Below are 25040 nucleotides of genomic sequence, written 5' to 3'. Positions count from 1 at the left end.
ATACTATTTTTTTTATCTCATTTTCCACCTTGCGGCAGCTTTTGCGAAAACAGCCACTCGAAGAAAGGAGGGTCCGCCTTTGGATCGTAAACTCCGCCGGGACCCCATAGACCATGCCCGGCATCAGGATATTCGGTGTAAAGCGGCTGACCACCGGCCAGCATGATAGCAGAAATCATATCCCGCGAACCCGATACGGGCACAACCGTATCCTTTGCCCCATGAAACGCCCAGATTGGCTCGCGAACCAGCAGATACGCTTTTGAAGGATCGCCCGCTCCAGCAAGCGGAGCCGCTGCCGCGAAGTAGTTCGGCCAGCGCTCAATCGCCTCCCAGGTTCCATAGCCTCCCATGGAAAGTCCCGTGACGTAGAGTCGATGCGAGTCTATGCCCTTGTATTGCTGTTGCACCCAATCCAGGATTTCTTTTGCCATGCGTAAAGAATTGCTGGGCTGCGAAGTCATAGTATAGGAGCCGGTGGAAGCGGGAACATTCACCCAGCGATCCGGTGCCATAACCTGGGGAACAAGAATAAAGCTCGGCCACTTCTGCTGAATTGCCGGAGAAATCCATACCTGTACATAATATTGCTTGAGCAGTACATCTCTGTTCTGTTGGGCAGTCGCATTGGCCTTTGCAACCTCTCCACCGCCATGCAGCAACAGCACAAGTGGATACTTCTGCCCAGGATTATAACCGGTGGGGATATAGAGATAGTAGGTCATCTTCGACCCGCTTGCATCGTTAAACGTAAGTGTCTGAAATCCATCGAAGGTGGTAGCCGTCGAAGATGGTTGTGCTGCCGTGGGAGTAGGATTGTTCGTGGCAACAGGCGCAGGAACATGTTGAGAGCTGCTTTGCCTGCTTTTCCCACTTGCCGCGTCGTTAGAAAATATTCCCAGCGCGATCAGTGCCAGACCCATAATAATCATTGCAAGAGCTATCCAAACTATGAATTTCTTGACCAAAAACATACGTATCTCGCTTCAAATTGCTCACCTGGCGCACCACCATTGGATAATTTTTGAAAAATTGCCAGATCAGGGCTGCAGCCGTAACCTGGCACCATTTCTTCTGAATTTGCTCGTCGAATAGCATATGTGGCCATATGTGCCCCTCATTCAAAATGCGATAGTGAATAATCGCCACTCCATCCCTACACCCCAGCCATTGCTCGCCTATAATCGTTTTTTGCCTCAAGAATATATCTGGCCGGTTATTACAATTATCTCTCTGCACCCAACTCAGCAGCCATTTCGTCACCGATTCGTAGTCCTTCGACACGCTGCCATTATAAGGCACAACCCGGTCTCCTGTGCCATGTATTTCGAGCAAAGGAACCGACCTCACAACATGATAACCGCCAGGTACAGGATAATACGAGCCTGATATCGAAGCAAATGCTGCGATCCGCCCTGACAATTGTGCCGCCAGCAGATTTACCATCCCACCACCATTTGAAAATCCCATGGCATAAATGCGCGTCGGATCGATGCATAGCCGCGCCTGCAAGCTATTCAAGAGATCGCTCACAAACAGCACATCGTTCGCATGCGGGTCGTGGGCCGGCCCTGTCGCCCAGCCGGTTGTATTATCCGGCCCAACCATCCCCTGTGGGTAGACCGCTATAAAATCCTGCTGATCGGCCAGTATCGACAGCTTCGTCAAATGTTCCTGCTGTGTAGCAGTGCTGCCGTGTCCATGAAAGTTCAGCACTAAAGGCTGTGGTGTGTTGTTCCTGTAGCCCGAAGGCAGGTGCAAACGGAACAGTCGGGCAAATCCCCCAGACCTGATCGTTTCGTTCTCACTCGAGCCAGGCGAGAAAGGCGCCGGTTTGCCGCAGCCTGAACTTACTATTGGATGCGTAACTATGCTCGTTTTTGCTAAAGCATGGTTAGTCTTTTTAGACATGCCGGACGGGCTATAACTACAGATCAATAACAGGCCACAAACGAGAACGCTTATCAAACCGATCAGAGTTGTACGGAGTGCCTTGTTTGGGCCTCTTTTCTTAAGCGATACTTTGTCACTCCTGACTCCATTGCCTACCACAACTCTTACCTTCTCTATATGAAGAATATGGCAAGATTGGTGGCGGAGTACCTTCTGGGGACAGCGTCTTGTACCTGTCCTCGCCCCGCTGCGTTCAGTGCAACCAATTCGCCGGCCAGTAAAAAGAATATGCGCAAAGCAGCACCCATTCTATCACAACGAGACTACGAATAAAAATGTTGCGCTGAGCCTTCTTTTATGGTCGGCCATGTAGGGGCGTACTCTTGCGGTCGCCCGCCTTTCACTCGTATCTGGTTTGCCTGTCTTCTCCCTCCTTCGCCTTTACATTTCCCGTCCTATGCGGCGAAAACAACCCTCTGATCAGTACCGGCCACCAATGGCGGGGGCGAGAGCTTTGTCATCCAATGATCCTCGCTCATGTATTTCCAGCCTCCATCCGCCAGAATGACCACAATCTTGCCACGATTCATAGTAGCCGCGATACGCAGGGCCACTTCCAGCACCGCGCCACTCGAAGGTCCCGCGAAAATCCCCTCCAGCGCCTTTAATTGCAACGAGCGCATCCAGGCCTCGGAACTTGAAACTAACTGCCGGGCATCGATGACCGATAAATCGAGTACCGGGGGTACGAAACCATCCGCCAGGTTGCGCAATCCCTGAATACTATCGCCCTGCACCGGCTCTGCCGCGACAACGCGAATACCAGGATTGTGCATCTTTAACCGCCGGGCCACGCCTGTCAGCGTTCCGCCTGTTCCCAGTCCCGCGACAAAGACATCGACGCCGGGCATATCCGAAATGATCTCTGCCGCCGTAGTCGTATAGTGTGCCGCTGCATTGGCCTCATTGCCGTATTGATACAGCATCACGTAGCGCTTATCCTTCTGAACTAACTCCTGAGCCAGCCGGATAGCTCCATTGCTGCCGGCTGATCCAGGAGAAGTGATGATATCGGCACCATACAGTTCGAGCAATCGGCGTTTATCCTGCGTTCCTTTCTCGGATATCACCGCTGTGAACGGGTATCCCTTCATATTTGCCACCAGCGCCAGCGCCACTCCCGTATTGCCACTTGTCGGTTCCAGTATGATCGAGTTTCGCGCCAGCAAACCTTCAGCTTCAGCCTGCTCGATCATCTTCAACGCGATGCGGTCCTTGATGCTACCCGATGGATTGATCCCCTCCAGTTTCGCGAAGATCTGCACACCTGGCTTGATAGTAAAACTTTTCAGTTCGACCAGTGGCGTATTCCCAATCGTCTCCAAAATGTTTGCATAACGCATAATTTATCACTCTCTTTCTATGGCTTCGCACTCAATTGAGCGATACTTTCTGATACAGCAGCGGTGTCAATAAAAGCGCGTGGAGAGTGGAAGTAACGGCCCGCAACATGTTTGCCTGTAGCAATCGTTTCCTCGATGATGGCCCATACATCTTCTTCAGTGGTCATATAATTGACCATACAGGCGCGCAGTACCTCCTTGTCCTGAAAATGCGTACTCGTCAGAAATGCTTTCCCACGCCGCTGCATTTCGTAGGTCAGCGCTTTATTTAACTGGTCTAGTAGCAATGGCTCATCGCGTAGTTCCTCTGGAGCATAGCGAAAACGCACAATACTCAATGGGCCTGTCGCCACGAGTTCGAGGTCTGGATTGGCTTCAATGAGTTGTCCGAGCAGGTGAGCCATTTCGATATTTTTGCTAATGGCCCTGGCCAGCCCATTGCGACCGGCAGTATGAACGATGGCCCAGACTTCCAACGCCCTGAACCTGCGCGTGCGCTGCAATGTATATTCCGACTGCCACGGTTCATGCTCATCCTGCCCCGGCGGAGTGAGGCGAAATGCATCGCGCAGCGCCTCACCATTTCTCACCAGCGCGCAGCCGCAGTCAATAGGAACAGAGAGCCACTTATGCTGGTCGGTCGCCAGGGAATGCACGCGCTCGATGCCCTTGTAAAGAGGAGCAACATCCTCATCGAGAATGCCAAAAGAGCCGTAGGAGCCATCTATGTGCAGCCACAGTCCTTGCTCTTCACACAAATCGGCCAGCTCGTCAAGCGGATCAATCGCGCCCGTGTCGACAGTTCCGGCGGTCGCAACCACACAGAATGGCCGCAGTCCCGCTGCCCAATCGTCAATAATCTGCTGGCGCAGCTGCTTGACATCCATCTGGAAAGTATCTGTCGAAGGAATAATACGGATCGCATTGCGGCCCAGCCCCATCGCCTCGACCGACCTGCGAATGCAAAAATGCCCCTGATCTGACTGGTACAGTATAAAAGGACGATGCATTCCCTGCACGCCCTCAGCCCGTACATCCCAGCCATCAACGCGCGCTGCCCACTGGCGAGCGGCCTGCAAGCACGTGAAATTGGCCTCGGAGCCGCCACTGACGAACACACCGGCGCTTCCCCCTGTTGGAAATCCGCACAGTTCCATGATCCACTGCACCATGCGCCGTTCCAGCTCCTGGCCGGCATGATCTCCGATGCCACAATTGGGATTCATAGCAGCCGCCAATGGTTTGACCAGGATACCGGCATGGGCAGGCGCCGAGTTAATCCACCCGGCAAAGCGAGGGTGCCCATTCCCCTGTGGATAAGGAAGAATCATGTGTTGAATGAAATCCAGCGCTTGCTCGAATGGCTGTCCCTCCAGCGGAAGCTCCTGCCCTCGGATGGCCTGGTGTACCTCATCCGGCATTGGTTGCCATATAGGCCGCTCATCTATCTCATCCAGGTACGAAGCCACTTCATCCATCACCCGGTAGCCAAACTGCCGGAACGTCTCCCTATCAAAAGACAATCCGGTTGACGAATCCGGCATTACCTTCGTTTCTCTGTTCAATGAAAAGCTCTCTATCGTTTTCATATCGTTCTTCTCCTTGCAAATGAATCGGCTCCACGGCTCTGCCGTAGAGGCCGATTGATCGCGCCCATCGCCGATTGATCGGCCCTTGCGATGGACGGAATAATTTGTTCAAACCCATTATCGGCCCCTACAGATGTTTGAAGCGCCCCTGGTGCTACCTTCTTACTTGTGGGCTGCGCGCGCCCAACCAGGTGACTTAAGCCGGGAATATACAGCAATATCACCGTCGCTCCCATTGCGCTTCCCGCGGTCAAAAACCAGGTGAGAAAAACGCGGATTGCGATGGGCCACGCTGCCGGCATTGCGGGCAGCACCCATTTCAGGATTGCCGTCAGGAAGAGAACGTGGATGAGGTATACTCCAAACGAGGCATCTGATAACACCTGCCAGGTGCGATAGCCGCGTGGCAGGTTGTCCTTCTGCCTGTGACTTGCCCAACGACAAACAAGCCAGAACGAAAAGAGGATCACGGCCAGGCTATAGAAAGCCATGATCGGTTGCAAAACCGATGTCGCGTATCCCATCGACTCCTGGTACACACGCAGTTGCAGCACGAAGTGCAGCCACAGCGCAGCGGTTGCAGTCAGGAATCCGCATGCAATCAACCATCCATTGCGCAGCACAAATGAGCGCACCTGCTGGAAGTACAATGCCGTAAACCCGCCCAGTACAAAGTAGAACTGGTAGATCAGTATGAAGCGATTCTGGTAGGTAGCGAAAAACTGCCAGAAGCCGGATGAGGCCAGCGTACCCTGCTGCACCCATCGATAGTCCGCGTAGAGCAACAGAACCTCAAGCACGAAGCTAATACTTAATACTTTCCATGGATGGCTTGCAACGTGCGTCATGAACACCAGGAAAAGCGGAAAGAGGATATAAAACTGTAGGGTGAGCAGGATGTAATACAGTTGAAATGAAGCATTCCCCGACACTATATCAATAAGCGTGGTCTGAATATATTGGAGCGGCGCCTGTCCCGGCACGTTAACCGCGACATAGATCGCGCTCCAGATACAATAGGGCAGCAGAACCCCTATGCTTCGTTTGGCCCAGAATTTCTTGACATCAAAAGGCTTCCCATGATAGACATAGATCAGTGCGAAGGCCGTTACAAAGATGAACTCCTCTCTTGTAAAGTGCAGTGCCACCACCAGCGCATTTTGTATCTGTGCCCCCACACTCGTATGGTTGAGAAAAGTAGTTAAAGCGACTGCATGCACAGCGACAACACAGAGAGCCGTTATCACTCGCAGCGGATCTAATTCATACACGTGCGGGCGGCGAGCCTGTAATTCTTTCACCATCTCACCACCTCAACCCCCTACTGTATTCGTATGGGCCGGTTCACCGTGCCCCTCGTCGGTTGATCGGCCCCGACCACCATTGCTCGCCCCCATCGCCGGTTGATCGGCCCGGAGGGGCCGGTTTACCGTACACACCGCCGATTCATCGGCCCCTCCGGGCGTACCCTTATAGTCGCCCGCCTCCCGCCTGCCCGTGCCCGCCCGTTCTCGCAACCTCAACAAATGCCGGTCAATCTTACCCGTAGCATTCCTCGGCAGCGCATCGAGAACAATAAAATCGATAGGCACTTTCTGGGAGCTTAGCCGTTGCGCCGCGAACTCATGCAGCTCCCGCGCCAACGCCTCAGTCCACGCGCCCCTGACGGCAAGATAGGCCACGACCTGTTCGCCATAGATAGCATCAGGACGACCGACCACAGCCGCCTCTCGTACCGCGGCGTGTCTCAAGAGCACTTCCTCAACCTCGCGCGGCGCGATATTCTCTCCGCCGCGATTAATCACCTCGCGCAGGCGTCCCCGAATAAACAGGTAGCCATCCTCATCCAGGTATCCCAGGTCGCCGGTGCGAAACCATCCATCCGAAAAGGCCCCTTGTCCAGCATTATCTGCATAGGCATCGATCACGCTGGGGCCGGCAATACAGATTTCACCCGTCTCCCCAGGCTCAACATCGCGCAATAACTCAACATGCTCTCCACTGCCATCAGTTCTCGGATAGCAGATACGCAAAGCCACGCCAACGGGACGACCGGCGGAGCCTGGTTTGCGAACTCCTGGCGGCACAGGGTTAGCAACCACCTGGCTCGCCGCCTCCGATAAACCATACGTTTCGATAACAGGAATGCCGAAGCGAGCCTCAAAAGCCAGCAGATCAGCAGCAGGCAGCGCAGCCGAACCCGTTCGTACAAAGCGCAAAGACCCCGGCAGAAAAGCCGGTCTTTCTGTTTCCAGCAGCATCGCCACGATAGTTGGCACGATACTTGCCCACGTAACCTGGTAGCGTTCGATCCACGACCAGAAATTCCTCCTGCTGAACCGTCGCGCGATAATAACCGTGCCACCGGCCAGCAGCGACGAGCAGAGGCTTACCACCGGCGCGTTCACGTGAAAGAAAGGCAGCACCGTCAATCCTCGATCTACACGGGAAAGTTCATGACTGGCACGCACACGATCCGCAGTCCAGGCAATCTGCCTCTCCTTCAGTATGACCCCTTTCGGCGTGCCGGTCGAACCCGACGTCGTCAAACAAATCCGCCCCTCCACCGGCTCGATAGCGCCATAAAAAAACGCCTCTTCAATCAAGGCATCGCATTGCTGCCGGCTTATAATTCTGGCATAGGGATAAGCAAAATCCTCCGTGTTTTCAACAAACAAAACATCCGGCTCGTATTTTTGCATAATCCGCAACTTCTCATCATCAGTCGCATCCGGCGGCACCGGCACTAACAGGTGTCCCCCACTCAGCGCGCTCAGCCAGATTACCGCGCTGGCTATTCCGCCGGGCAAAGTCAGCATTACCCGTCGTGGAGCCTCACCGAGCATCCGTCGTACAGCGTTAACCGCCGCAAGCGCGCGCGCATATGTAAGCTCCCGCCCTGTTTCCGCCTCCACAACAAACACCGCCTCCGGTTGTATGCGTGCCCACTCGACAAGGCCCTTATATAATGACCCCCTGGCAAGATTCCTTATGCCCTCTAAATCCTCCCGAAAAGTTAACACCTTTATCTCCTTCTCAAGAAATTTTTAAATCGTCTTTATTCTGATCCATCAGACTGAAAAAGAAGCTATCCCTCGCTGAAAAATCCCTGAATTCAGCAATTTTTCAGCGAAATTTGCTATACTGATGCTGGGTGAAAAATGTATGATTGCCCTGGAGAAACCGTAACCAATCAATATATATGGCAAGGGCCGGTCTCATCGCCTTTTACCATCGCCCTTGCAGGCAGAAAATATGTATCTATGGCAACACTGAATCAAAATAACATGAGCGGCAGGCAACCTATCGCCTTAATAGTGGACGATGAGCCGCAGATAGTAGACTTTCTACAACTGGGATTCTCATATGAAGGGTTTAACGTCCAGGTCGCCACTACCGGTCCTGAAGCAGTACAGGCTGCAACGGCGCATCATCCCGATATCATCATTCTAGATATCATGCTCCCCGGCTTAGATGGCATCGAGGTCGCACGCCAATTACGCAAGACAAACGATGCCCCCATCATCATGCTTACCGCGAAAGGAGATATCGACGACCGCGTTTCTGGACTGGATGTCGGGGCCGATGATTATGTCACAAAGCCGTTCGCGTTCAAAGAGCTGATGGCGCGCGTGCGAGCGGTCATGAGGCGACATGGCAATGAATTCGCGGATGTACTCACGTTTCATGACATCACCCTTGATCGAGGCACGCGTATCGTCACCTATAATGGGCAGAGCATTGATCTGACCCCACGCGAATTTGATCTCTTAGCGTTGTTTCTTATGCATCCGCGCCAGGTACTCACACGCGATATCATACTCTCGCGTGTCTGGGGCTATGATTATTATGGCGATGACAACATCATTGAAGTGTATATCCGCCACCTGCGCGAAAAACTGAACGATAATCCACCGCACTTACTGCAAACCATACGCGGCATTGGCTATACATTGCGAGGGTAAGGAAACATATGTGGCGCATGAAACGATTGCGCAGGTTGGTGAATCGCATCCCGCTTCGCTGGCGATTGGCGCTCATTTCTTTAGGAGTGCTCGCGCTCCTGCTCAGCGCGCTGGGCCTTGTTATCCTCTTTACCGCGGAACAGGCGCTTTTGAGCAATGAGGCTGTAGCCCTGCGCAATGAGGCACGCCTGGCCGCCGATGGAATCAAAGGTCATCCTCTTTTCCCTGCACCGCCTCCTGGCCCGCCGCCAGGTTCCTTGCCAACAAATTTTGATGTATACACGACCATTCTGGTAGAAAAGCTCGCCAGCGCCAGCGTCAACGCCACCGTTCTTTCGCTCAATGACCAGGTCATTGTTTCTGGTAATGACCTGGTCGGCAACAATTTCCCACAGACCCCGTTCCCGGTCACACTAAAACCCTCGCTTATCCAGCAAACGCTTGCCAATGATTCGCAGGGTAGTAGTTACCTGATTGCGCGCGATATACAGGGAAACCGCCAGCTCGTCGTCCTCATGCCACTTGTCAGCCAGCACCGGACCGTCGCCATACTGCAACTCAATACTCCCACCGCGCCATATGACAACTACATTACCACCTTGCGCCTCATCTTGCTCATAGGTGTTCTCGGCGCATTAAGCTTTGCCATAGCGCTCACATTTCCCCTCATTGGAGCAGCACTGCACCCGCTTGTCGTCATGGAAAGAACCAGCCGGCGTATCGCTAACGGCAACCTCTCCCTGCGTCTCGATACACCTGTCACTGACGATGAAATTGGACATCTCGCCGTTTCATTCAACTGGATGGTAGCTCAGCTCGAAGCCGCATTTAAGCGCCAGAAGCAATTTGTCGCCGACGTATCCCATGAACTGCGCACTCCGCTTACCGCCTTGAGTGGCAGCCTCGAAATGCTGCTCATCGGCGCCGACCAGGGAGATACCGAGGCATCGCGTCGCCTGATGCATAACATGTACGCCGAAGTGCAGCGCATGCACCGTCTCGTAGAAGACCTCCTCGCCCTGACACGACTCGACGAGGGCAAATTAGTGCTGCGTGTAGAGACTATCGATATCCGTCCGGTGATCGAAAAGGTATACGATCAGGCACAGCAACTGGCGCACGGCCAGGAGATTCGTTACGAGGTCGCAACCGACATCTTGCCTGTCCGCGCCGACGCCGACCGGCTGCAACAGGTCTTGCTCAATATCGTCGATAACGCCCTCAAATTTACTCCTGCTGAGGGCCTTGTGGACATTTCGGCCCATGACGAGGGACAGACTTCCGTCATCATCAAAATTCACGACACCGGCAAGGGCATTCCCCCTGATGCCTTGCCCCACGTTTTTGATCGTTTCTATCGCGCCGACCCCGCCCGCGCCCGCTCGCCACAAAGCGTCACCGGCAACGGCCTCGGTCTCGCCATCGCAAAGGAATTGATTGAAGCACAGGGTGGCACCATCTCAATCGATAGTGTGCAAGGCCAGGGTACTACTGTGGTGATCCGGCTGCAAGTGCCGAAATGACCTCCTTCAGTCGCTGCTGGGCTTGCTGAAGCGCCGGTAATCTGATAGCAACTCCTGACTTCTCGCCGCTTTGCAGTAACTCCGCCTGGTCGAGTATCTGCCACAGCGCCGCCTCGCGTTCCTCCTCGGAAGGCCCATGCTCCGGTTCGCACAACAGGCTCGTCGACAGGCGCAGGCGCAGCACTTCAGGCTCCTCGCCGAAAACGGTGCCGGGAAGAGTAGCAATATCCCATTTCTCCAGCAGATAATGCGCAAGTTCATCGCTGGTGCGCACCCCGTTCGCGAGGAGCGCCTCTCGCCAGGGAGCGAAATCAGGATAAAGATAGAAGCCTCCGGCCGGACGCGGGCACGGTATGCCGAGCTGGCAGAGCGTATCGTAAAGCTGAGCGGCAACATAGCCATGCACAAGCGCCGAATGCCGCACGTATTGCTCGATTGAAGCCTCCGGGCTGAAAGCGATAATTGCCGCCTCTTGAATCGGCGTAGCTGCCGACGACCAGATTTCGCTTGCCAGTGAGCGCAGGGCCTGCATCGCCGCTCTTCCAGCTTCCGCCGCGGGCAGCACTGCATATCCCAGCCGCCACCCTCCGGCAGAGAAAGCCTTGGAGAGTCCGCCGGTCACAATGCAGCCGACGGGATAGAAGCGTGCAGGTGAAATATGTTCGCGCCAGCCATGAGCCAGTTCCGCGTAAATCTCATCGCTGATGAGCGTTACTCCTGCCTGTTTGCACCAGCCTGCAAGCGCTTCCACGATGGTGCGGTCAAACATACTGCCGGTTGGATTGCTCGGCGTATTGATAATCAAAATGCGCGGATCTGCTCCCTCTCTACGCGCTTGATCCATTGCTGCTGTGAGGGCTTCTGGAGACAGGCGATGATGTTCTTCAGCATCCGTCTGCACGCCAATCACCCGTCGTCCGGCCAGCTTCGCCATCGGCGCGTAGCTCACCCACGACGGAACCGGCAGCAGCATATCCCCATCCAGGATGTGCAGGAGCGCGTAGAGCAATGGCTTGCTGCCCGGTCCAACCACCATCTGCTCCGCGAAAAACTCGACTCCTCGCGTGCGTGTGAGATAAGCCGCGATAGCCTGCCGAAGTGCCGGTATGCCCAGCACAGGCGCGTATCCCGTGCGCGTCGCTGCCTTCGCCAACGCGCCTTTCAACAGCGGGTGCAAAGGAAAACTCGCCTCACCAAAACCCAGGTGAATCGTCTCGCGGCCCGCGGCACGGCGTTTTGCTACCGCCTCGTTCATAGAAAGTGTTGCGGATGCCGGTAGCGCCTGGGCTGAAGAGGCCAGGTCAAGCGGCTTACCTGTTCCCGTCGCATGTGTAGTACTCATCATGTTTCCCTTCCCGTAGTTGCACTTGAACAAGGGGATTTTTACGGATAGTTATAGAATAGTATAGACTGAAGGAATCAGATAATAAAGGGCTAGCCGGGCGAAGTATGTGTTACAGAAGTTCTTAGCATCGAAAAGAGAGGAAGAGTAGTGCCGTATGTTTACAGCAGAGTTCCGCGACTATGTGCGTCAACGAGTGCTTGAACTGGCAAAAGCAGACTCGCGCGTCATAGGAGGAGCGCTCACCGGCTCCGCATCTCTAGGCACAGGCGACAGGTGGTCCGATGTTGATATTGCCTTTGGAATTGCTGATGGGAACAGGCTTGAGACAGTTCTTGATGACTGGACGCGAAGCCTCGATCAGGAATTCAGCCTGGTCAACTACTTTGATTTGCGTGCTGGCAAAAGAATCTTTCGCGTATTTCTGCTGCCCAACGGTCTGGAGATCGACATATCAGTGATGCCCCCGGAGGAGTTTGGCGCCTATGGCCCAGAGTTCCACGTTCTCTTTGGTACTCCTCGTCAAGTGGAGGCCATGCCGCAGCCGGATGCCTCTTTGCTCATTGGGCTTGCCTGGCTTCACGTTTTCCATGCTCGCGCGTCCATCGAGCGCAACAAGCCCTGGAAAGCTGAATACTGGATCAGTGGAGTCCGCGATCAAGTCATTGCCCTGGCCTGCCTGCGCCTGGGCGAAAATGCCATCTACGGCCGTGGCGTTGATCGCCTCCCATCATCCGTAACCGGCCCACTCGCGGGCGCGCTTGTTCGCTCGCTCGACACGAAGGAGCTGCGCCGCGCTCTTACTGTGGCGACCCGGTGCCTGATCGCGGAATTAGAGGAATGGGATAAGCAACTCAGCGCCCGCCTATCACCACTCCTTCAAGAGTTCGGGACTTTCCAGGGCGAAAGGGAGCAGACAGGCACCTCAGAGTTGCTGGCCGAGAAGGAGGAAAGCTGAGGCCCTTGCCCGTTTTAAAATCCTTATCCTCTCGGCCTGCGGTCCTCCACGCGCCTGGCTTTCAACTCGAAACGGGGCAGCGTTCCCTGCTCCACTGCCTCGATAGGCACGCGCAGGTGCAGCGCCACGTGCAATTCTTCCTGTAACACCGCTACCAGGTCAGGCGAGCATTCAACCTGCAAGGCAATCTCATCCATCGCGCCATTTTTTGTCACGATGATGCGGTATTCCTGCACCTCAGGATAACGATGCAGGATATTCGCCAGCGCCGATGGATAAACATTGACGCCGCGCACGATCAGCATATCGTCGGCGCGCCCCAGAACTCCTCCGGGCAGCGACAGAAAGCTACGTCCGCACGCGCAAGCATAGCCACCATGACGCACAAGATCACCCGTGCGATAGCGAATAACCGGACTTCCCCAGCGCCCCAGGTTGGTCAACACAAGCTCTCCCACCTGGCCCTCCTGCACTGGCGAGCCGCTCTGCGTATCCAGAATCTCCGCGATAAATTCGCCCTCGTTGATGTGTATCCCCTGCTGCTGCGAGCAGGCGAAGCCAAAAGCGCCGACCTCAGTCATACCGGCATGGTCATACGTCTTCGCCCCCCATGCCTGCTCGATACGCTCGCGCGTCGCCGGGATCGAAGCCCCTGGTTCGCCAGCGTGGATCGTCACGCGAATACTCGACTCCGCCAGGTTTATACCCTGCTCCTGCGCTACTTCCGCCAATCGCAGGGCGTAACTGGGCGTACACACCAGCACGGTCGCTCCAATATCCTGGATCGCTCGCAGTCGCTGCACCGAATCCATCCCACCACCCGGCATCGTCAGCGCGCCCAGCTTCTTTGCCCCCTCGTAAGCAGACCAGAAACCGATGAAAGGACCGAAGCCAAACGCCAGAAAAACGATATCATCCCTGCTCACTCCTGCCGCCCTGTACACACTCGTCCAGCAATCAGCCCACCAGTCCCAGCTTTCCTGCGTATCAAGAATCCTCAGTGGCCGCCCTGTCGTGCCCGAGGTCTGGTGAAAGCGCACGTACTCGCTCAAAGCATACGTCAGGTTGCTCCCGAACGAAGGATTCTGCTCCTGGTCGGCGACAAGTTCGCGTTTGGTCGTGAATGGCAACCTGGACAGGTCTGCCAACTGTTCCAGCGTTATGATATCGCTTCCCTGCAAGAGCTTTTCCCGGTAAAAACCGTTCTGCGGCAAAATACGGCTCAGGCCCCGTTGCAGGCGCGCCAGTTGATGCTCCTCGATAGTTGATCGAGGAGCATGTTCTAGTTCAGACATCGTTTGACTTCCTACTCGTTTGACTGCGAGGAACCCCAGACCTCGCGTGCCACGCGTGCCACCAGTTCGAGCTTTTTGCGCTGGTCCTCAAACGAAATGCGGTTCCCTTCCATGGTCGATGCGAAGCCGCATTGTGGGCTGAGCGCAAGCCGCTCCAGGGGGATGAGCTTCGCGGCCTCTTCAATACGCTGGCGTAGCTCATCGGGAGACTCCAGGCGCGGTTTCTTGGTCGTCACCAGTCCCAGCACGACAAAGCGATCTTCGGGCACGTGCTTCAGTGGCCCAAAGCCGCCCGAACGCTCATCGTCATATTCGAGCAGGAAACGCTGGAAATGCGTCTGGCTGAAGATACGCGCGATCGGTTCGTAGTCGCCCTGGGCATAGAATTTGCTCTGGTTGTTCCCGCGGCAGATATGAATCCCGAACGTGATGCCGGGATGTCCATCGATAATGGCATTGTCCATCTCGATACAGCGGTCGATCAACTTGTCGGGGTCGCTGCCACGCTGTCGATAGCCTTCCCTCATCTGCGGATCAAGCAAGGCAGCGTATTGGGGAGCATCGATTTGAATATAGGTACAGCCAAGTCGTACCAGTTCGTCTATTTCCCTGCGCGAGAAATCTACGATATCGGCAAGGTAGGCGTCGAGTGATGGATAAGCCGAGCGCGATTTCTCCGGGTCGTAGTAGGCCGCCGCCTGTTGAGCGCTGAGCATCGTCACCTTTCCCGGCCTATTCTTGCGCGAGCGCAAATACACCCACTCCTCGCCGCACATGCTCCTGCGCCAGCTCAGCCGCTCCACGACCACCGGGCGTTTCAGCACCAGTTGCTCACCCGTCTCATCTCTGAACGGAATAGCCCAGCCGCCAAACTTATCGAAACCATTCAACGAGTCGATCAGGTGCCCATAGAACGCGTAGCGGCGCTGTTCTCCATCGGTGATAACATCGATCCCGGCATTTTCCTGCAGCGCAATCGCCTCATTTACCGCGCGATCCTCAATCGCCTTGAATTCCGCCGCGCTCATCCGCCCGGCTTCATACTCTTTGCGGGCTTCCGCAAGATAGGCAGGCCGCAACAGACTGCCCACCACTTCGCTGCGATAAGTCATGTTCCTAGTACCTCCCTGTAAATAAATGCTCAACGGTTTGAACCATATTAACCTGACCCCGCTAATACAGAGTCAACTCCAAAGCTCTGGAAACACCTGTATTCTCCTGTTAAGTGTAGCCCAGGAACTTGTAAAATGTAAGGGGTAATTCCTCATTCCCTCATTACTATACTTGACAGTATATCACGTCTCAGGTAAACTGTTCTTGTGGTAGAACAACTTGTTCACCATAATGAACCTACAAGAGAGGAGGACAAAAGACAGCTCATTTCTTCCCGGTTCTATAACCGGCGCGTTCCACATCTTCTACACACTGGCGGCTTTTCACGGATCTGATACGTAGTCCTTTGGCACTAGTTTCCAGCCCGTCCCTCCACTCGTCGGTGGAGCGGCGTGTGAAAGGAGTATCTTATGGCATCCGAAGCAGGCGGTATTTCTAAACCTGTAGCAGGCGCAGGTAGCCCCTCTGGTGCTGCTATCATTGCCCGGCAGGACCGTATTCCAGTATGGTCGCTCTCCTACCTTTTCATCGGTATCATCGGCGTTGGTTTCCTTTTCACCTTCTTCGACATTTTTGTCATCAACGTCTCATTCATCCAGACCTGTACGCAAATCCTCTCCAGCTGTAACCCTGGCAACTCGGTGAATTACTTTGGTCTTCCGGTCGAGTTGAACCTGGCAGGTTATGTTGTCGGTGCGCTCATCCTGTCGCCGCTGTCAGACAGGTTCGGCAGGCGAAATATGCTGCTCTATACCCTGCTCCTGACGGGTATTGGTTCGCTCTACACCGTTTTTGTCAATGACTATACCAACTTCATCATCGCTCGTACCATTACCGGCCTTGGCATCGGTGCTGACCTCGCGTTGGTTAACACCTACATCAATGAAGTAGCGCCCACCGGGAGTCGTGCTCGCTACACATCACTGATCTTTATCATGTCGGCGCTGGGTGCTTTCTTTGGCATCTGGGTGGGCCTCTGGCTGACCACACCCGCGGCACCTTTCCCAAATGGCCTGCCTTTTGCCATGGCTACAGTAAGCGGTCCCCAGTTTTTAGGCAATGGTTGGCGTGTCATGTACGGCATTGGAGCGCTCCTGGCACTCATCGGCATCCTGATGCGTTTCCAGTTGCCTGAGTCCCCGCGCTGGCTCATTTCAAGAGGACGAGTGGACGAAGCAGACCAGATTGTCACAGACATGGAGGAGCGCGCGCGCAGGAGAATGCCCAATTTGCCACCCCCGGCCACTGAGCTTCCCGTGCAAGCGGTCGCTGACAGGGTTTCATATACAGAAATCTTCAGCAATCCCCTCTATCTGAGGCGTACCATCTTCCTGGTAGTGGTCTGGTTCCTTGGATATGTTACGGTCTATTCGATTGCTCAAGGTCTGACCACGCTACTGGCCGGCATTTTACCTCTTGCCCCTAACCTTCCGCCGGCAGAAGCTGGAGCAGCAAGGGCCGGGGAAGCAGGAATGATCGCGGCATTTGGAACCTTTGGCTTCATTCTAACCGCCATCTTTGCCTACTTCTTTGGTGAGCGCCTGGAGCGAAAGGTATGGCTGCCGATCTCTGCCGTTCTCACCCTCATTGGCGGGCTGATGATTGCGCTGTTTACGGCCAACAACTTCCCACTCGCTGCCATCGGCTCCATTATCACCTTCTTTGGCTTCAACCTGTGGGTGCCCATGACCTACACCTGGTCTACTGAGAACTACCCAACCCGTGCGCGCGCCACCGGTTTCGCGCTGGTGGATGGTATCGGTCATCTTGGCGGTGGCGTTGGCATCCTGGTGATTGCTCCGCTCATCCCTGGCCTGCTCATGTCTCTCGGAAATACGACCGGCGCAATCGTGATTTTCTTGATCATCGTAGCTTTCATCATCGTAGCTGCCATCATCGCCCAGTTCGGCACTGCTACCAGAGATAAGCGTCTTGACGAAGTTTCACCGTAATCGCTGACCCGTAGGGGCGTACCCTCGTGGTCGCCCGCTTCAACCCGTAGGGGTCGATTGATCGCGCCCACCGCCGATTCATCGGCCCCCGCGGGGTTACCAGAATAATTTGCGAAAACTCATGATCGGCCCCAATCGCCGAATTTTTCATCAAAAACCAATAAGTCAAAACTCATGCAAAAAAATATTAGACCGCCTGCGGCCAATTTGCCTCGCCTAGCCAGAAGCTGTTGAAAACCGCTGTCAGAGCCACAAAGTACATAAAAGTATGGCAGGTCTAGGCAATTCATGCCAGAGTATCAGGTCAGGTTGAGGCGTTTTGTCTCAACCGCTGCCCTCGACCCGAAAGCCTCGGTTTCCTTAGCCCCCGCATTCATCAGGCGGGCTTTCCAAAACCAGACTCACTTTTCCCTTAATCCTAGGAATTTTATACCAAAACACTTGACAGTGAAAAAAACATATGTTAATTTTTTATAAATTAAATATAGATATTTTCTTAAACTGCCTCCATAGAGGGGTTAGAAGCAGGAAAGGTGAGGGCCAATCAGAGCGCTTCCCAGAAGATCCTGTAGCGTGTGTTTTGTATCCGTTGCCCGTGCATTTTTCTGCTAACTAAAATATTGATTGTGGGAATGGGACAGGGCCGTGCCCAGGGTGGAGTTGTGGCTTTGCCGGACAGTATCCTATTCCCGCTTGGTATCACACCCGTCTCCAGGAGTATGATGATGCGACCTGGGGCGGGTATCTAGGCCCGGAGTTCTTTAATTGGACGAAGAATCGGTTTCTCAATCTCTCTTTTCAATGGGGGTATAGAACTACTCCAAGCCCCCCTTGCAATGGTGGTGATGGGTGTCCAAACTTTTATTTAGGTGCTCCACCCCCTCAGATGTACTGGAGTACCTACCCCTCTCAGAGTGGTGCAGGTGGTCAATTGACGACTTGTGAACGGAGTGATGGCAATCCAGTCTGTTGATAGCTCCTTGACCAAACGCGCTCCGTGCCATCGGTTCGCATCCGGCACACGGAGCCCGATATTTGGTGGATGTATGGCCGATCCATCGGTGTCATAACAAACGTTCCAGGGCATCGGCGAGTGCATGACCGTTCAGGAAACGCTGTGTCGGGACGCGCTCCAAACAGCTCATAATAACCGCTTCCACGTCTGGAGGCATGTTGGGATTGTACCGGCTGGGTGGTGCGAGTGGGTCTTGCGTTTCTTGCATAGCCACCTCTTGAGGCGAGTAACGATCAAAAGGCAAGCGGCCGGCGAGCATCTCGTAGAGTACCATGCCTAGCGCGTAGACATCTGCAGCCGGAGTCACCATCGCCCCCAGCGCCAACTCAGGCGCGTCAAACGTCCCTATTGCTAGCGTCATCCCTGGAGTGGTGCGCCGCTGGTAGGCAGCAATCTCCTTATAGGCGCGGGCATAGCCCAGGCCGTCCAGTTTGACCAGGCCGTTGTGTCCCATCAGAATATGGTACGGCTTGACATTGCCATGCACCAATCCCTTTTGATGGGCCGTGCCCAGACCACGTGCGACATCGCGCGCAATCCTGATGGCCTGCTCGACGGCAAGCCTGCCCTGTGTACGCAGTATATAACGGCGCAGTTCCATCCCTCCAAACGGCTCCCTCACCAGATAAAAATTTCCATGGCTTAGGACACCGTCATAGACCTGCACAATATTGGGGTGGTACAGGGAGGAGGTTGCCTTCGCTTCCTGCTGCAAGCGCGTCACCAGCCCGGGATCAGCGCTTTCTACATCATAGAGCACTTGAATGGTCACGAGGCGATTCAGATGAGTATCTCAGCCAGTAGAGCTCATTATCTTGCTGCCTCGCCCAGTAGAGCCTGGAAACCGGTAGCGATCACCCAGCAATTCGAACCCTTGTTTTAGCCGTGGTGGTACTTGTGACTTCTGAAGATTGCCTGCCGAGCTGAGCATATATATGGCTGCCGCACGCGCTTTCTCCAGGCTGACACCCAGGCTCTGGAGTACCCCGGTGGCAATGCCCTCACCCTCGCGCATCAGGCCCAGCAGCAGATGTTCCATTCCAATCGTGTGATGATTCAGGTGGCGAGCTTCATCCACAGCGAGTTCGAGCGCTTTGTTGACGCTCGGAGTGAAGGCAATTTCGCCAGGAATAGCGCGATCTCCACGTTCAACCCTCAACTCAACAGCAGACCGAAGCATGGTCAGGTCCACACCAAGGTTGCTCAATATGTTGGTAGCGTCTCCCTCTATCTCGCGTATCAAACCCAGCAAGAGATGTTCGGTGTCGACAGCATCATGTTGGAGGCGCTGCGCTTCTTCCTGAGCGAAGCTCAAGACCTTCCTGGCCTGCTCGCTGAAATTGTCAAATCTCTTGCTGTCCAATGAGGTAGTTCCCCCCCATTCATTTGTATCACTCAGGTCAACTCTGCCTCATTCTACAACATACTGTTTCACAATCGAGGCCTGACAACGTTATTGTAGCTTTGCAGATAAAGCGAGAAACCTTTTCGCTCTATTCAAGCTGAAGCATCCAGCCCCAGCAACTTGATCGCATTCTCCTTCAGAATCAGAGGTCGCACCTCGGGCCGGATCGCAATCTGCTCAAAGTCAGCCAGCCAGCGGTCGGGAGTAATCAATGGATAGTCGCTGCCGAACAGCACTTTATGCTTGAGCAGCGTATTCGCGTACTGTATCAACTGCGGCGGGAAATACTTGGGCGACCAGCCGGAGAGGTCGATGTACACCTGCGGCTTGTGCAGGCAGACCGAGAGCGCCTCATCTTGCCAGGGAAACGAGGGATGAGCCATGATGATCGGCATATCGGGAAAATCCACTGCTACATCATCAAGATACATCGGATTCGAGTACTTGAGGCGCACGCCGCCACCACCACGCATGCCGGTTCCGATGCCGGAATGCCCGGTATGAAAAATAGCCGGCAGGCGCGCCTCCGCGATCACCTCGTACAGTACGTATGCCTTAGAATCGTTTGGATAAAATTCCTGCATCGAGGGATGAAATTTGAAGCCTCGCACGCCGAAATGCTCGATCAGGCGACGTGCTTCACGCGCCCCCATCTTTCCTTTCGCCGGATCAATGCTGGCAAACGGAATCAGCACGTCCGGATTCTCGGCAGCGACCTCGGCCACCTCTTCGTTCGGCACCCGCACCAGCCCCGTTGTCGACTCCATATCGACAGGAAAAATCACACAGGCCATCTTTCGTTCGCGATAGTAAGCCGCGATCTCAGGAATAGTCGGGCGCGGCCCCTCATCCTTGAAGTATTTTGCCGAGGCCTCCTGCATTGACTGCCACAATGGGTCGTCAGGAATGCGGCTCGATACCTCGGCATGCGTATGCACATCGATTGCAACCAGGTTCTGTATATTCACGACAGTCTCTCTCCTGTCTATCGTCTACAAGCCCATCCTGCGCCGTTCCTGCTCCTTAAGAATACGGCGCAAAATCTTGCCAGAAGGATTTCGAGGAATGGCATCGATAAATTCGACCTCGCGCACATTCTTATAGGCCGCCAGTTTCCCATTCGCCCATACTATCAGTTCATCCGCGCTTACCGCCTCGTAGCCCGCTCGACGCACAACAAAAGCCTTGGGAATTTCTCCCGCCTTGTCGTCCGCTTTAGCGATCACCGCCACGTCGGCAACGGCAGGATGTTCCAGCAATAACGCCTCGAGCTGCGCAGGAGCGACGCTGAAGCCCTTATACTTGATCAACTCCTTTTTGCGGTCCGTGATCGTCACGTATCCATCCTCGTCGCGCCAGCCGATATCGCCCGTGTGCAGCCAGCCATTGCGCAATGCTTCAGCGGTCGCCTCCGGTGCCTTCCAGTATCCCTGCATCACCTGCGGCCCCTGGACAATCAACTCGCCCTCTCCGCCCACGCCCAGTTCAACCAGCCCCGTCTCGATATCGACGATCTTCTGTTTCGTATCGTGAATCGGCAAACCAATCGTTTCGACCTTGATGAGTCGCGGATTGTAAACCGGATTGGAATGCGTTCCCGGCGCCGCCTCGGTCAGTCCATACGAAGTCATAACCGTCACGTGCGTGCGCTCCTCGAAGCGGCGAGCCAACGCCGGTGGCACGGGCGCCGCGCCACATTGCGTAAAACGCACCGTGTGTAAATCGTAATCATTTAATCGCGGCCAATCGCTCAACACCGCCAGCACCTGCGGCACGCTGTACAGAATCGTAATGCGCTGCTCCTGGATTAGCCGCAGGCATTCACCTGGGTCAAAACGTTCCATCAACACAATCGTCGCACCGGTCATCGCTGCCAGCCCCATCAGCATAATACCATAGATATGATAGAGCGGCACAAACACCAGCAGGCGATCCGCGCAAGTAATACGCGCAGTAGCCACCGACTGGTACGTGTTGCATACCATGTTTTTATGACTCAGCATGACGCCCTTAGGCAATCCCGTCGTCCCACTGCTGTACGGCAGCACTATCATATCTTCCCACTGCCATTGAGCGCGAACTGGCGGCGTTGTTGGACAGTTTTGCAGCAAGTCACTGAAGGAATGCGTCTGGAACCCGGTATGCTGTGAGCCTGAGCCAACCGTAATCACATGTTTCAAAGACGGAGTCTCCGCGCGAGCTGCCTCAACAATCGGGAGCAAATCATACTGCACGATAACCGCTACCGCCTCGCTGTTATTTAGTTGATAGGCAACCTCGCGCTCTTTGTAAGAGGGGTTCATAGGGCTGGCCACCGCGCCCGCGCGAATAATCCCAAACCAGCTAATCAGATATTCGGGTCGATTGGCCATGAACAGGCATACCTGCTGGCCCCTGCCTATTCCGAGGTCCAGCAGAGCATTGGCGAAGGCATTGACCAGCGCATCCAGCTCGCGATACGTCACGTTTTCATCCTGAAAGAGAACGGCCTCGTTTTCTGGAAAACGCTCGGCTGTGCGGGCCAGCATTTCATCATAAGGATGGGATGGATAGTGCAGCGATGGGCGAAAGAGTTCCTTTTGCATACGTCAGTCCCCATATCTTTTCACGAAGATTCCGCGTGGTCCACAATGCATTCTGACAAATATATCACGCTATCACCATAAATGTATCCTCTGCCAGATAAATTGTCAAAGGTCATTATTAATAAGGTCTTCCTCCTCTTAAGGGATGCAGGAGCGAGATGTTGGCAAACTCACCATCTCATGTTATAATCCTTCCATACAAAGTCATCCATGTGACGACAAAAAACAAAGCTGTACATAGCAGCAAAATTGGAGAACCCTTTTCTAAGGACCATCTGCATGCAACTAACGCATTGTCACCCTGAGGAGGAACATAACCGCCGGCTTACCACCGGCGGCAATACCATCTGCTAACACATTCACACACACCTTTTTGAGATGTGTCAGATTGGAATCCCTGCATGGCATTCCAAATCCTGTCCCTTGTGAATACTGTTAGCAAATGGAAGGAATACCTATGTTCTCGCCATCACGTGTGACGGTGCGCGTACCCGCCACCAGCGCCAATCTTGGCCCTGGCTTCGACTGCCTTGGGCTTGCGCTCAAGCAACACAACATATTCGAAATCCAGCTCTTGCCTGCAAACATATCAGCCGAGTCTGAACCGCTCATCGACATCTCTTCAGCATGGTGCAATGATGCCGCCATCGCCGCATTGCCCAGAGATCAGCACAACCTCTTCTACCGCGTCCTCCGCGAGCGCCTGAAAACTCTGCAAATACCTGTTCCCCCTATGCGTATCCGTGCCTGTATAGACATCCCTCCTGGTCGCGGACTTGGCAGCAGCGCGACCGCCGTCGTAGGCGCTATCCTTGCCGCCGAAGCCCTCGCCGGGCGCATTTCCTCACCGCAACAACGCGCCGGTTTACTGCATGCAGCCGTTGAACTCGAGCAGGGCAAACATGCCGATAATGTCGCCGCCGCGCTCCTGGGCGGCCTTGTCGTCGTGACGAAGAGCGAGCAGGATGAAAAGTGGCACGCTATCCGCGCCTCGATACCCGCCGGACTGCAAGCCGTCCTTTTCGTACCCGACTTCCCGATGGACACCATCTCCGTGCGAGCCCTACTGCCCCAACACTATACGCGCAGCCACGCCGTGCATAACGTCGGACACGTCGCCCTCTTGCTCGCGGCCCTGGCGAATGGCGACCTGCACAGCATCGGCTCCGCCATGGATGATCGCATGCACGAACCCTATCGCGCGCAGATCTTTCCCCAACTGCCTGACTTACTCCTCGCCGCGCGCCGGGCAGGCGCAATTGGAGCCTGCCTCTCAGGCGCCGGCTCCAGCATCCTCGCGCTTACCAACGGCAACGCGCGGGCTGTCGCGGCAACTCTAGAGCTTAAAGCCCAATCGCTCAATCTTCCCGGTCGTATCCTTATCACCGCAATCGATCACCAGGGAGCAACCATCGAAGTCGAACCCCCCAACCCACTCAATCAATCGGCTCCCGAAAAACATCTCGCCTCGCTCAATCAATCGGCCCCCCAAATCGATCATCCCAACCCACCCAATCACTCGGTTCCCCGTAGGGGCCGATTGATCGCGCCCACCGCCGATTTATCGGCCCGCGCCCTCACCAACTCAAATCATCCGCCCACCGCTGGTAATGAATGTGAACCAACAAAATCGACCAGCTCCCTCTCGCCGTCTCATTCTGGCTCCCCATGTCATTCTGAGCGCAGCGAAGAATCCCTGCCCCATCCCACCCTCACCCTTTCCTGTAGCCATTGCAACACCCATTTCCCCCTCACCCGCACCGATTATCGCTGTTCCTGTGGACAGCCATTAGACATCGAGCAGGGCAACACCGGAGAAGAAATGAATGCCGCGCGCTGGCAGCAGCGTTTCGACGCGCGTCTGAACTCGCTGCATTCCATCGACCGCAGCGGCGTATGGCGCTTCCGCGAACTCCTGCTTCCCCTGCCCGCCATCACTCCCATCACCCGGCCCGAAGGATTAACCAACCTCTACCCAGCAGGTCGCGCCCAGGATAGTCACGGTCATGGTCGCATCGGAGAGTTTGTAGGCCTCGACCACCTGTGGGTGAAGCACGAGGGCGAGAATCCAACCGGGTCTTTCAAAGACCGTGGCATGACGGTAGCGGTCAGCATCGCGAAATGGTTGGGCGCGACCGCCGTCGCCTGCGCTTCGACCGGCAACACTTCTGCTTCCATGGCCGCCTACGCTGCCCAGGCTGGCCTGCATGCAATCGTCCTGCTACCCGAAGGCAAGGTAGCCGCCGGAAAACTCGCCCAGGCCATCGCCTATGGAGCCGAGATTCGCCACGTCCCCGGCGACTTTGACCGCGCCATGCTCGACGTGGAACGCATGTGTCTCGATCAAGGCATCTACCTGCTCAATTCCCTCAATCCCTTTCGCCTGCTCGGCCAACAATCGCTTGCCTTCGACATCCTGCAACAATTACATTGGCATGCTCCCGATTGGATCGCGCTCCCAGCTGGCAACCTTGGCAATACCTCGGCGCTTGGTATGGGCCTGTTATGCGCGTATCGTTTGGGGATCATAGATCGTCTTCCGCGCATCGCCTCCATCCAGGCGGCAGGTGCGAACCCGTTTTACGCGAGTTACCGCGATGGTTTCGTCGCTCTCCAGCCCGTCAAGGCGCATACCCTGGCCACCGCCATCAATATCGGCAATCCCGTCAGCTTCCAACGCGCGAAAACGGTCATTCAGGCGACAGCAGGAATCGTCGCCCAGGTCAGCGATGAGGAGATTCTGCGCGCCAAAGCCATCATCGATAGCGCCGGTATCGGCTGCGAACCTGCCTCCGCCGCCTCGATTGCTGGCCTCAAGCAACTCACGGCCCAGGGCATCATCCATCCCTCACACCGCGTAGTTGCCATACTGACCGGCAATTTACTCAAAGACCCGGACGCCATTATGCTCTCTCGTCAGGTGTCACTTACAGCTAGCTGAGACTAAAGATTTTTCAGCACGAATGGGCATGAACAAATGCCTTTTTGTTCATGCCCATTCG

18 protein-coding genes are annotated in these 25040 nt (G+C 55.0%); 5 read left to right on the top strand and 13 right to left on the bottom strand.

The window, feature by feature from the left end; genetic code table 11:
• Positions 1-17 precede the first annotated feature (17 nt).
• The 6 genes from VFA09_20180 to VFA09_20155 all read right to left on the bottom strand — a co-directional run bounded on the left by VFA09_20180 (position 18) and on the right by VFA09_20155 (position 7908).
• Positions 18-932 (bottom strand): alpha/beta hydrolase-fold protein, encoded by a 915-nt coding sequence (locus VFA09_20180; protein ID HZU69602.1) that lies wholly within the window; start codon positions 930-932, stop codon positions 18-20.
• Positions 886-1911: a PHB depolymerase family esterase gene (locus VFA09_20175; protein HZU69601.1), complete on the bottom strand. Its 1026-nt coding sequence runs from the start codon at positions 1909-1911 to the stop codon at positions 886-888. Before VFA09_20175 ends, VFA09_20180 begins: the two co-directional genes overlap by 47 nt.
• 437 nt (positions 1912-2348) lie before the next feature.
• The gene (locus VFA09_20170) at positions 2349-3296 is read right to left on the bottom strand and encodes a cysteine synthase family protein (protein HZU69600.1); all 948 of its coding nucleotides are present in this window, start codon (positions 3294-3296) and stop codon (positions 2349-2351) included.
• Positions 3297-3313: 17 nt separating this feature from the next.
• On the bottom strand, positions 3314-4885 hold the full coding sequence (locus VFA09_20165; protein ID HZU69599.1) for a pyridoxal-dependent decarboxylase: 1572 nt from the start codon (positions 4883-4885) through the stop codon (positions 3314-3316).
• Positions 4882-6189, bottom strand: a complete 1308-nt coding sequence (locus tag VFA09_20160; protein ID HZU69598.1) for an acyltransferase — start codon at positions 6187-6189, stop codon at positions 4882-4884. The genes VFA09_20165 and VFA09_20160 overlap by 4 nt, the downstream gene beginning before the upstream one ends.
• 9 nt (positions 6190-6198) lie before the next feature.
• Positions 6199-7908, bottom strand: coding sequence for an AMP-binding protein (locus VFA09_20155; protein ID HZU69597.1), 1710 nt, complete (start codon positions 7906-7908; stop codon positions 6199-6201).
• 240 nt (positions 7909-8148) lie between these two features.
• Between VFA09_20155 and VFA09_20150 the strand changes: the two genes are divergently transcribed.
• Entirely contained in the window at positions 8149-8850 is a 702-nt protein-coding gene (locus VFA09_20150) for a response regulator transcription factor (GenBank protein ID HZU69596.1), read from the top strand.
• Positions 8851-8858: 8 nt separating this feature from the next.
• On the top strand, positions 8859-10373 hold the full coding sequence (locus VFA09_20145; GenBank protein HZU69595.1) for a HAMP domain-containing sensor histidine kinase: 1515 nt from the start codon (positions 8859-8861) through the stop codon (positions 10371-10373).
• Here the strand turns inward: VFA09_20145 and VFA09_20140 are convergent.
• Positions 10339-11718 carry an aminotransferase class I/II-fold pyridoxal phosphate-dependent enzyme gene (locus VFA09_20140; GenBank protein ID HZU69594.1) on the bottom strand — a complete coding sequence of 460 codons (1380 nt, stop codon included), beginning with the start codon at positions 11716-11718 and terminating at the stop codon, positions 10339-10341. The two genes, VFA09_20145 and VFA09_20140, sit on opposite strands and share 35 nt — an antisense overlap.
• Before the next feature lie 154 nt (positions 11719-11872).
• Between VFA09_20140 and VFA09_20135 the strand changes: the two genes are divergently transcribed.
• Complete coding sequence (locus VFA09_20135) at positions 11873-12673, top strand: hypothetical protein (protein HZU69593.1); 801 nt, start codon at positions 11873-11875, stop codon at positions 12671-12673.
• A gap of 23 nt (positions 12674-12696) precedes the next feature.
• On the opposite strand, the gene VFA09_20130 is transcribed toward VFA09_20135, so the two are convergent.
• The gene (locus VFA09_20130; GenBank protein HZU69592.1) at positions 12697-13968 is read right to left on the bottom strand and encodes an AMP-binding protein; all 1272 of its coding nucleotides are present in this window, start codon (positions 13966-13968) and stop codon (positions 12697-12699) included.
• 11 nt (positions 13969-13979) lie between these two features.
• Complete coding sequence (locus tag VFA09_20125) at positions 13980-15080, bottom strand: cobalamin-independent methionine synthase II family protein (protein ID HZU69591.1); 1101 nt, start codon at positions 15078-15080, stop codon at positions 13980-13982.
• 411 nt (positions 15081-15491) lie between these two features.
• Between VFA09_20125 and VFA09_20120 the strand changes: the two genes are divergently transcribed.
• Positions 15492-17033, top strand: a complete 1542-nt coding sequence (locus VFA09_20120) for an MFS transporter (GenBank protein HZU69590.1) — start codon at positions 15492-15494, stop codon at positions 17031-17033.
• A 1064-nt stretch (positions 17034-18097) separates the two neighbouring features.
• On the opposite strand, the gene VFA09_20115 is transcribed toward VFA09_20120, so the two are convergent.
• The 4 genes from VFA09_20115 to VFA09_20100 form a co-directional block, all read right to left on the bottom strand.
• Positions 18098-18820 (bottom strand): serine/threonine-protein kinase, encoded by a 723-nt coding sequence (locus VFA09_20115; protein ID HZU69589.1) that lies wholly within the window; start codon positions 18818-18820, stop codon positions 18098-18100.
• A gap of 21 nt (positions 18821-18841) precedes the next feature.
• Positions 18842-19411 carry a Clp protease N-terminal domain-containing protein gene (locus VFA09_20110; protein ID HZU69588.1) on the bottom strand — a complete coding sequence of 190 codons (570 nt, stop codon included), beginning with the start codon at positions 19409-19411 and terminating at the stop codon, positions 18842-18844.
• Positions 19412-19545: 134 nt separating this feature from the next.
• A complete protein-coding gene (locus VFA09_20105; protein ID HZU69587.1) occupies positions 19546-20421 on the bottom strand; it encodes an amidohydrolase family protein in 876 nt (291 codons plus the stop codon).
• A gap of 24 nt (positions 20422-20445) precedes the next feature.
• Positions 20446-22038, bottom strand: a complete 1593-nt coding sequence (locus VFA09_20100; GenBank protein HZU69586.1) for a long-chain-fatty-acid--CoA ligase — start codon at positions 22036-22038, stop codon at positions 20446-20448.
• Between the two features lie 457 nt (positions 22039-22495).
• On the opposite strand from VFA09_20100, the gene thrC reads away from it, so the two are divergent.
• Entirely contained in the window at positions 22496-24979 is a 2484-nt protein-coding gene (thrC, locus tag VFA09_20095) for a threonine synthase (GenBank protein HZU69585.1), read from the top strand.
• The last annotated feature ends 61 nt before the right edge of the window (positions 24980-25040 follow it).

The sequence above is a fragment of the Ktedonobacteraceae bacterium genome, from assembly GCA_035653615.1.
Classification (GTDB): domain Bacteria; phylum Chloroflexota; class Ktedonobacteria; order Ktedonobacterales; family Ktedonobacteraceae; genus DASRBN01.
This window is presented reverse-complemented; position numbering and strand designations above follow the sequence as displayed.

Bases quoted from the DNA above. Each gene is read 5' to 3' on its own strand.
- VFA09_20180 (HZU69602.1), bottom strand. From the start codon at position 932: ATGATTATTATGGGTCTGGCACTGATCGCGCTGGGAATATTTTCTAAC.
- VFA09_20175 (HZU69601.1), bottom strand. From the start codon at position 1,911: ATGTCTAAAAAGACTAACCATGCTTTAGCAAAAACGAGCATAGTTACG.
- VFA09_20170 (HZU69600.1), bottom strand. From the start codon at position 3,296: ATGCGTTATGCAAACATTTTGGAGACGATTGGGAATACGCCACTGGTC.
- VFA09_20165 (HZU69599.1), bottom strand. From the start codon at position 4,885: ATGAAAACGATAGAGAGCTTTTCATTGAACAGAGAAACGAAGGTAATG.
- VFA09_20160 (HZU69598.1), bottom strand. From the start codon at position 6,189: ATGGTGAAAGAATTACAGGCTCGCCGCCCGCACGTGTATGAATTAGAT.
- VFA09_20150 (HZU69596.1), top strand. From the start codon at position 8,149: ATGGCAACACTGAATCAAAATAACATGAGCGGCAGGCAACCTATCGCC.
- VFA09_20145 (HZU69595.1), top strand. From the start codon at position 8,859: ATGTGGCGCATGAAACGATTGCGCAGGTTGGTGAATCGCATCCCGCTT.
- VFA09_20140 (HZU69594.1), bottom strand. From the start codon at position 11,718: ATGATGAGTACTACACATGCGACGGGAACAGGTAAGCCGCTTGACCTG.
- VFA09_20135 (HZU69593.1), top strand. From the start codon at position 11,873: ATGTTTACAGCAGAGTTCCGCGACTATGTGCGTCAACGAGTGCTTGAA.
- VFA09_20130 (HZU69592.1), bottom strand. From the start codon at position 13,968: ATGTCTGAACTAGAACATGCTCCTCGATCAACTATCGAGGAGCATCAA.
- VFA09_20125 (HZU69591.1), bottom strand. From the start codon at position 15,080: ATGACTTATCGCAGCGAAGTGGTGGGCAGTCTGTTGCGGCCTGCCTAT.
- VFA09_20120 (HZU69590.1), top strand. From the start codon at position 15,492: ATGGCATCCGAAGCAGGCGGTATTTCTAAACCTGTAGCAGGCGCAGGT.
- VFA09_20100 (HZU69586.1), bottom strand. From the start codon at position 22,038: ATGCAAAAGGAACTCTTTCGCCCATCGCTGCACTATCCATCCCATCCT.
- thrC (HZU69585.1), top strand. From the start codon at position 22,496: ATGTTCTCGCCATCACGTGTGACGGTGCGCGTACCCGCCACCAGCGCC.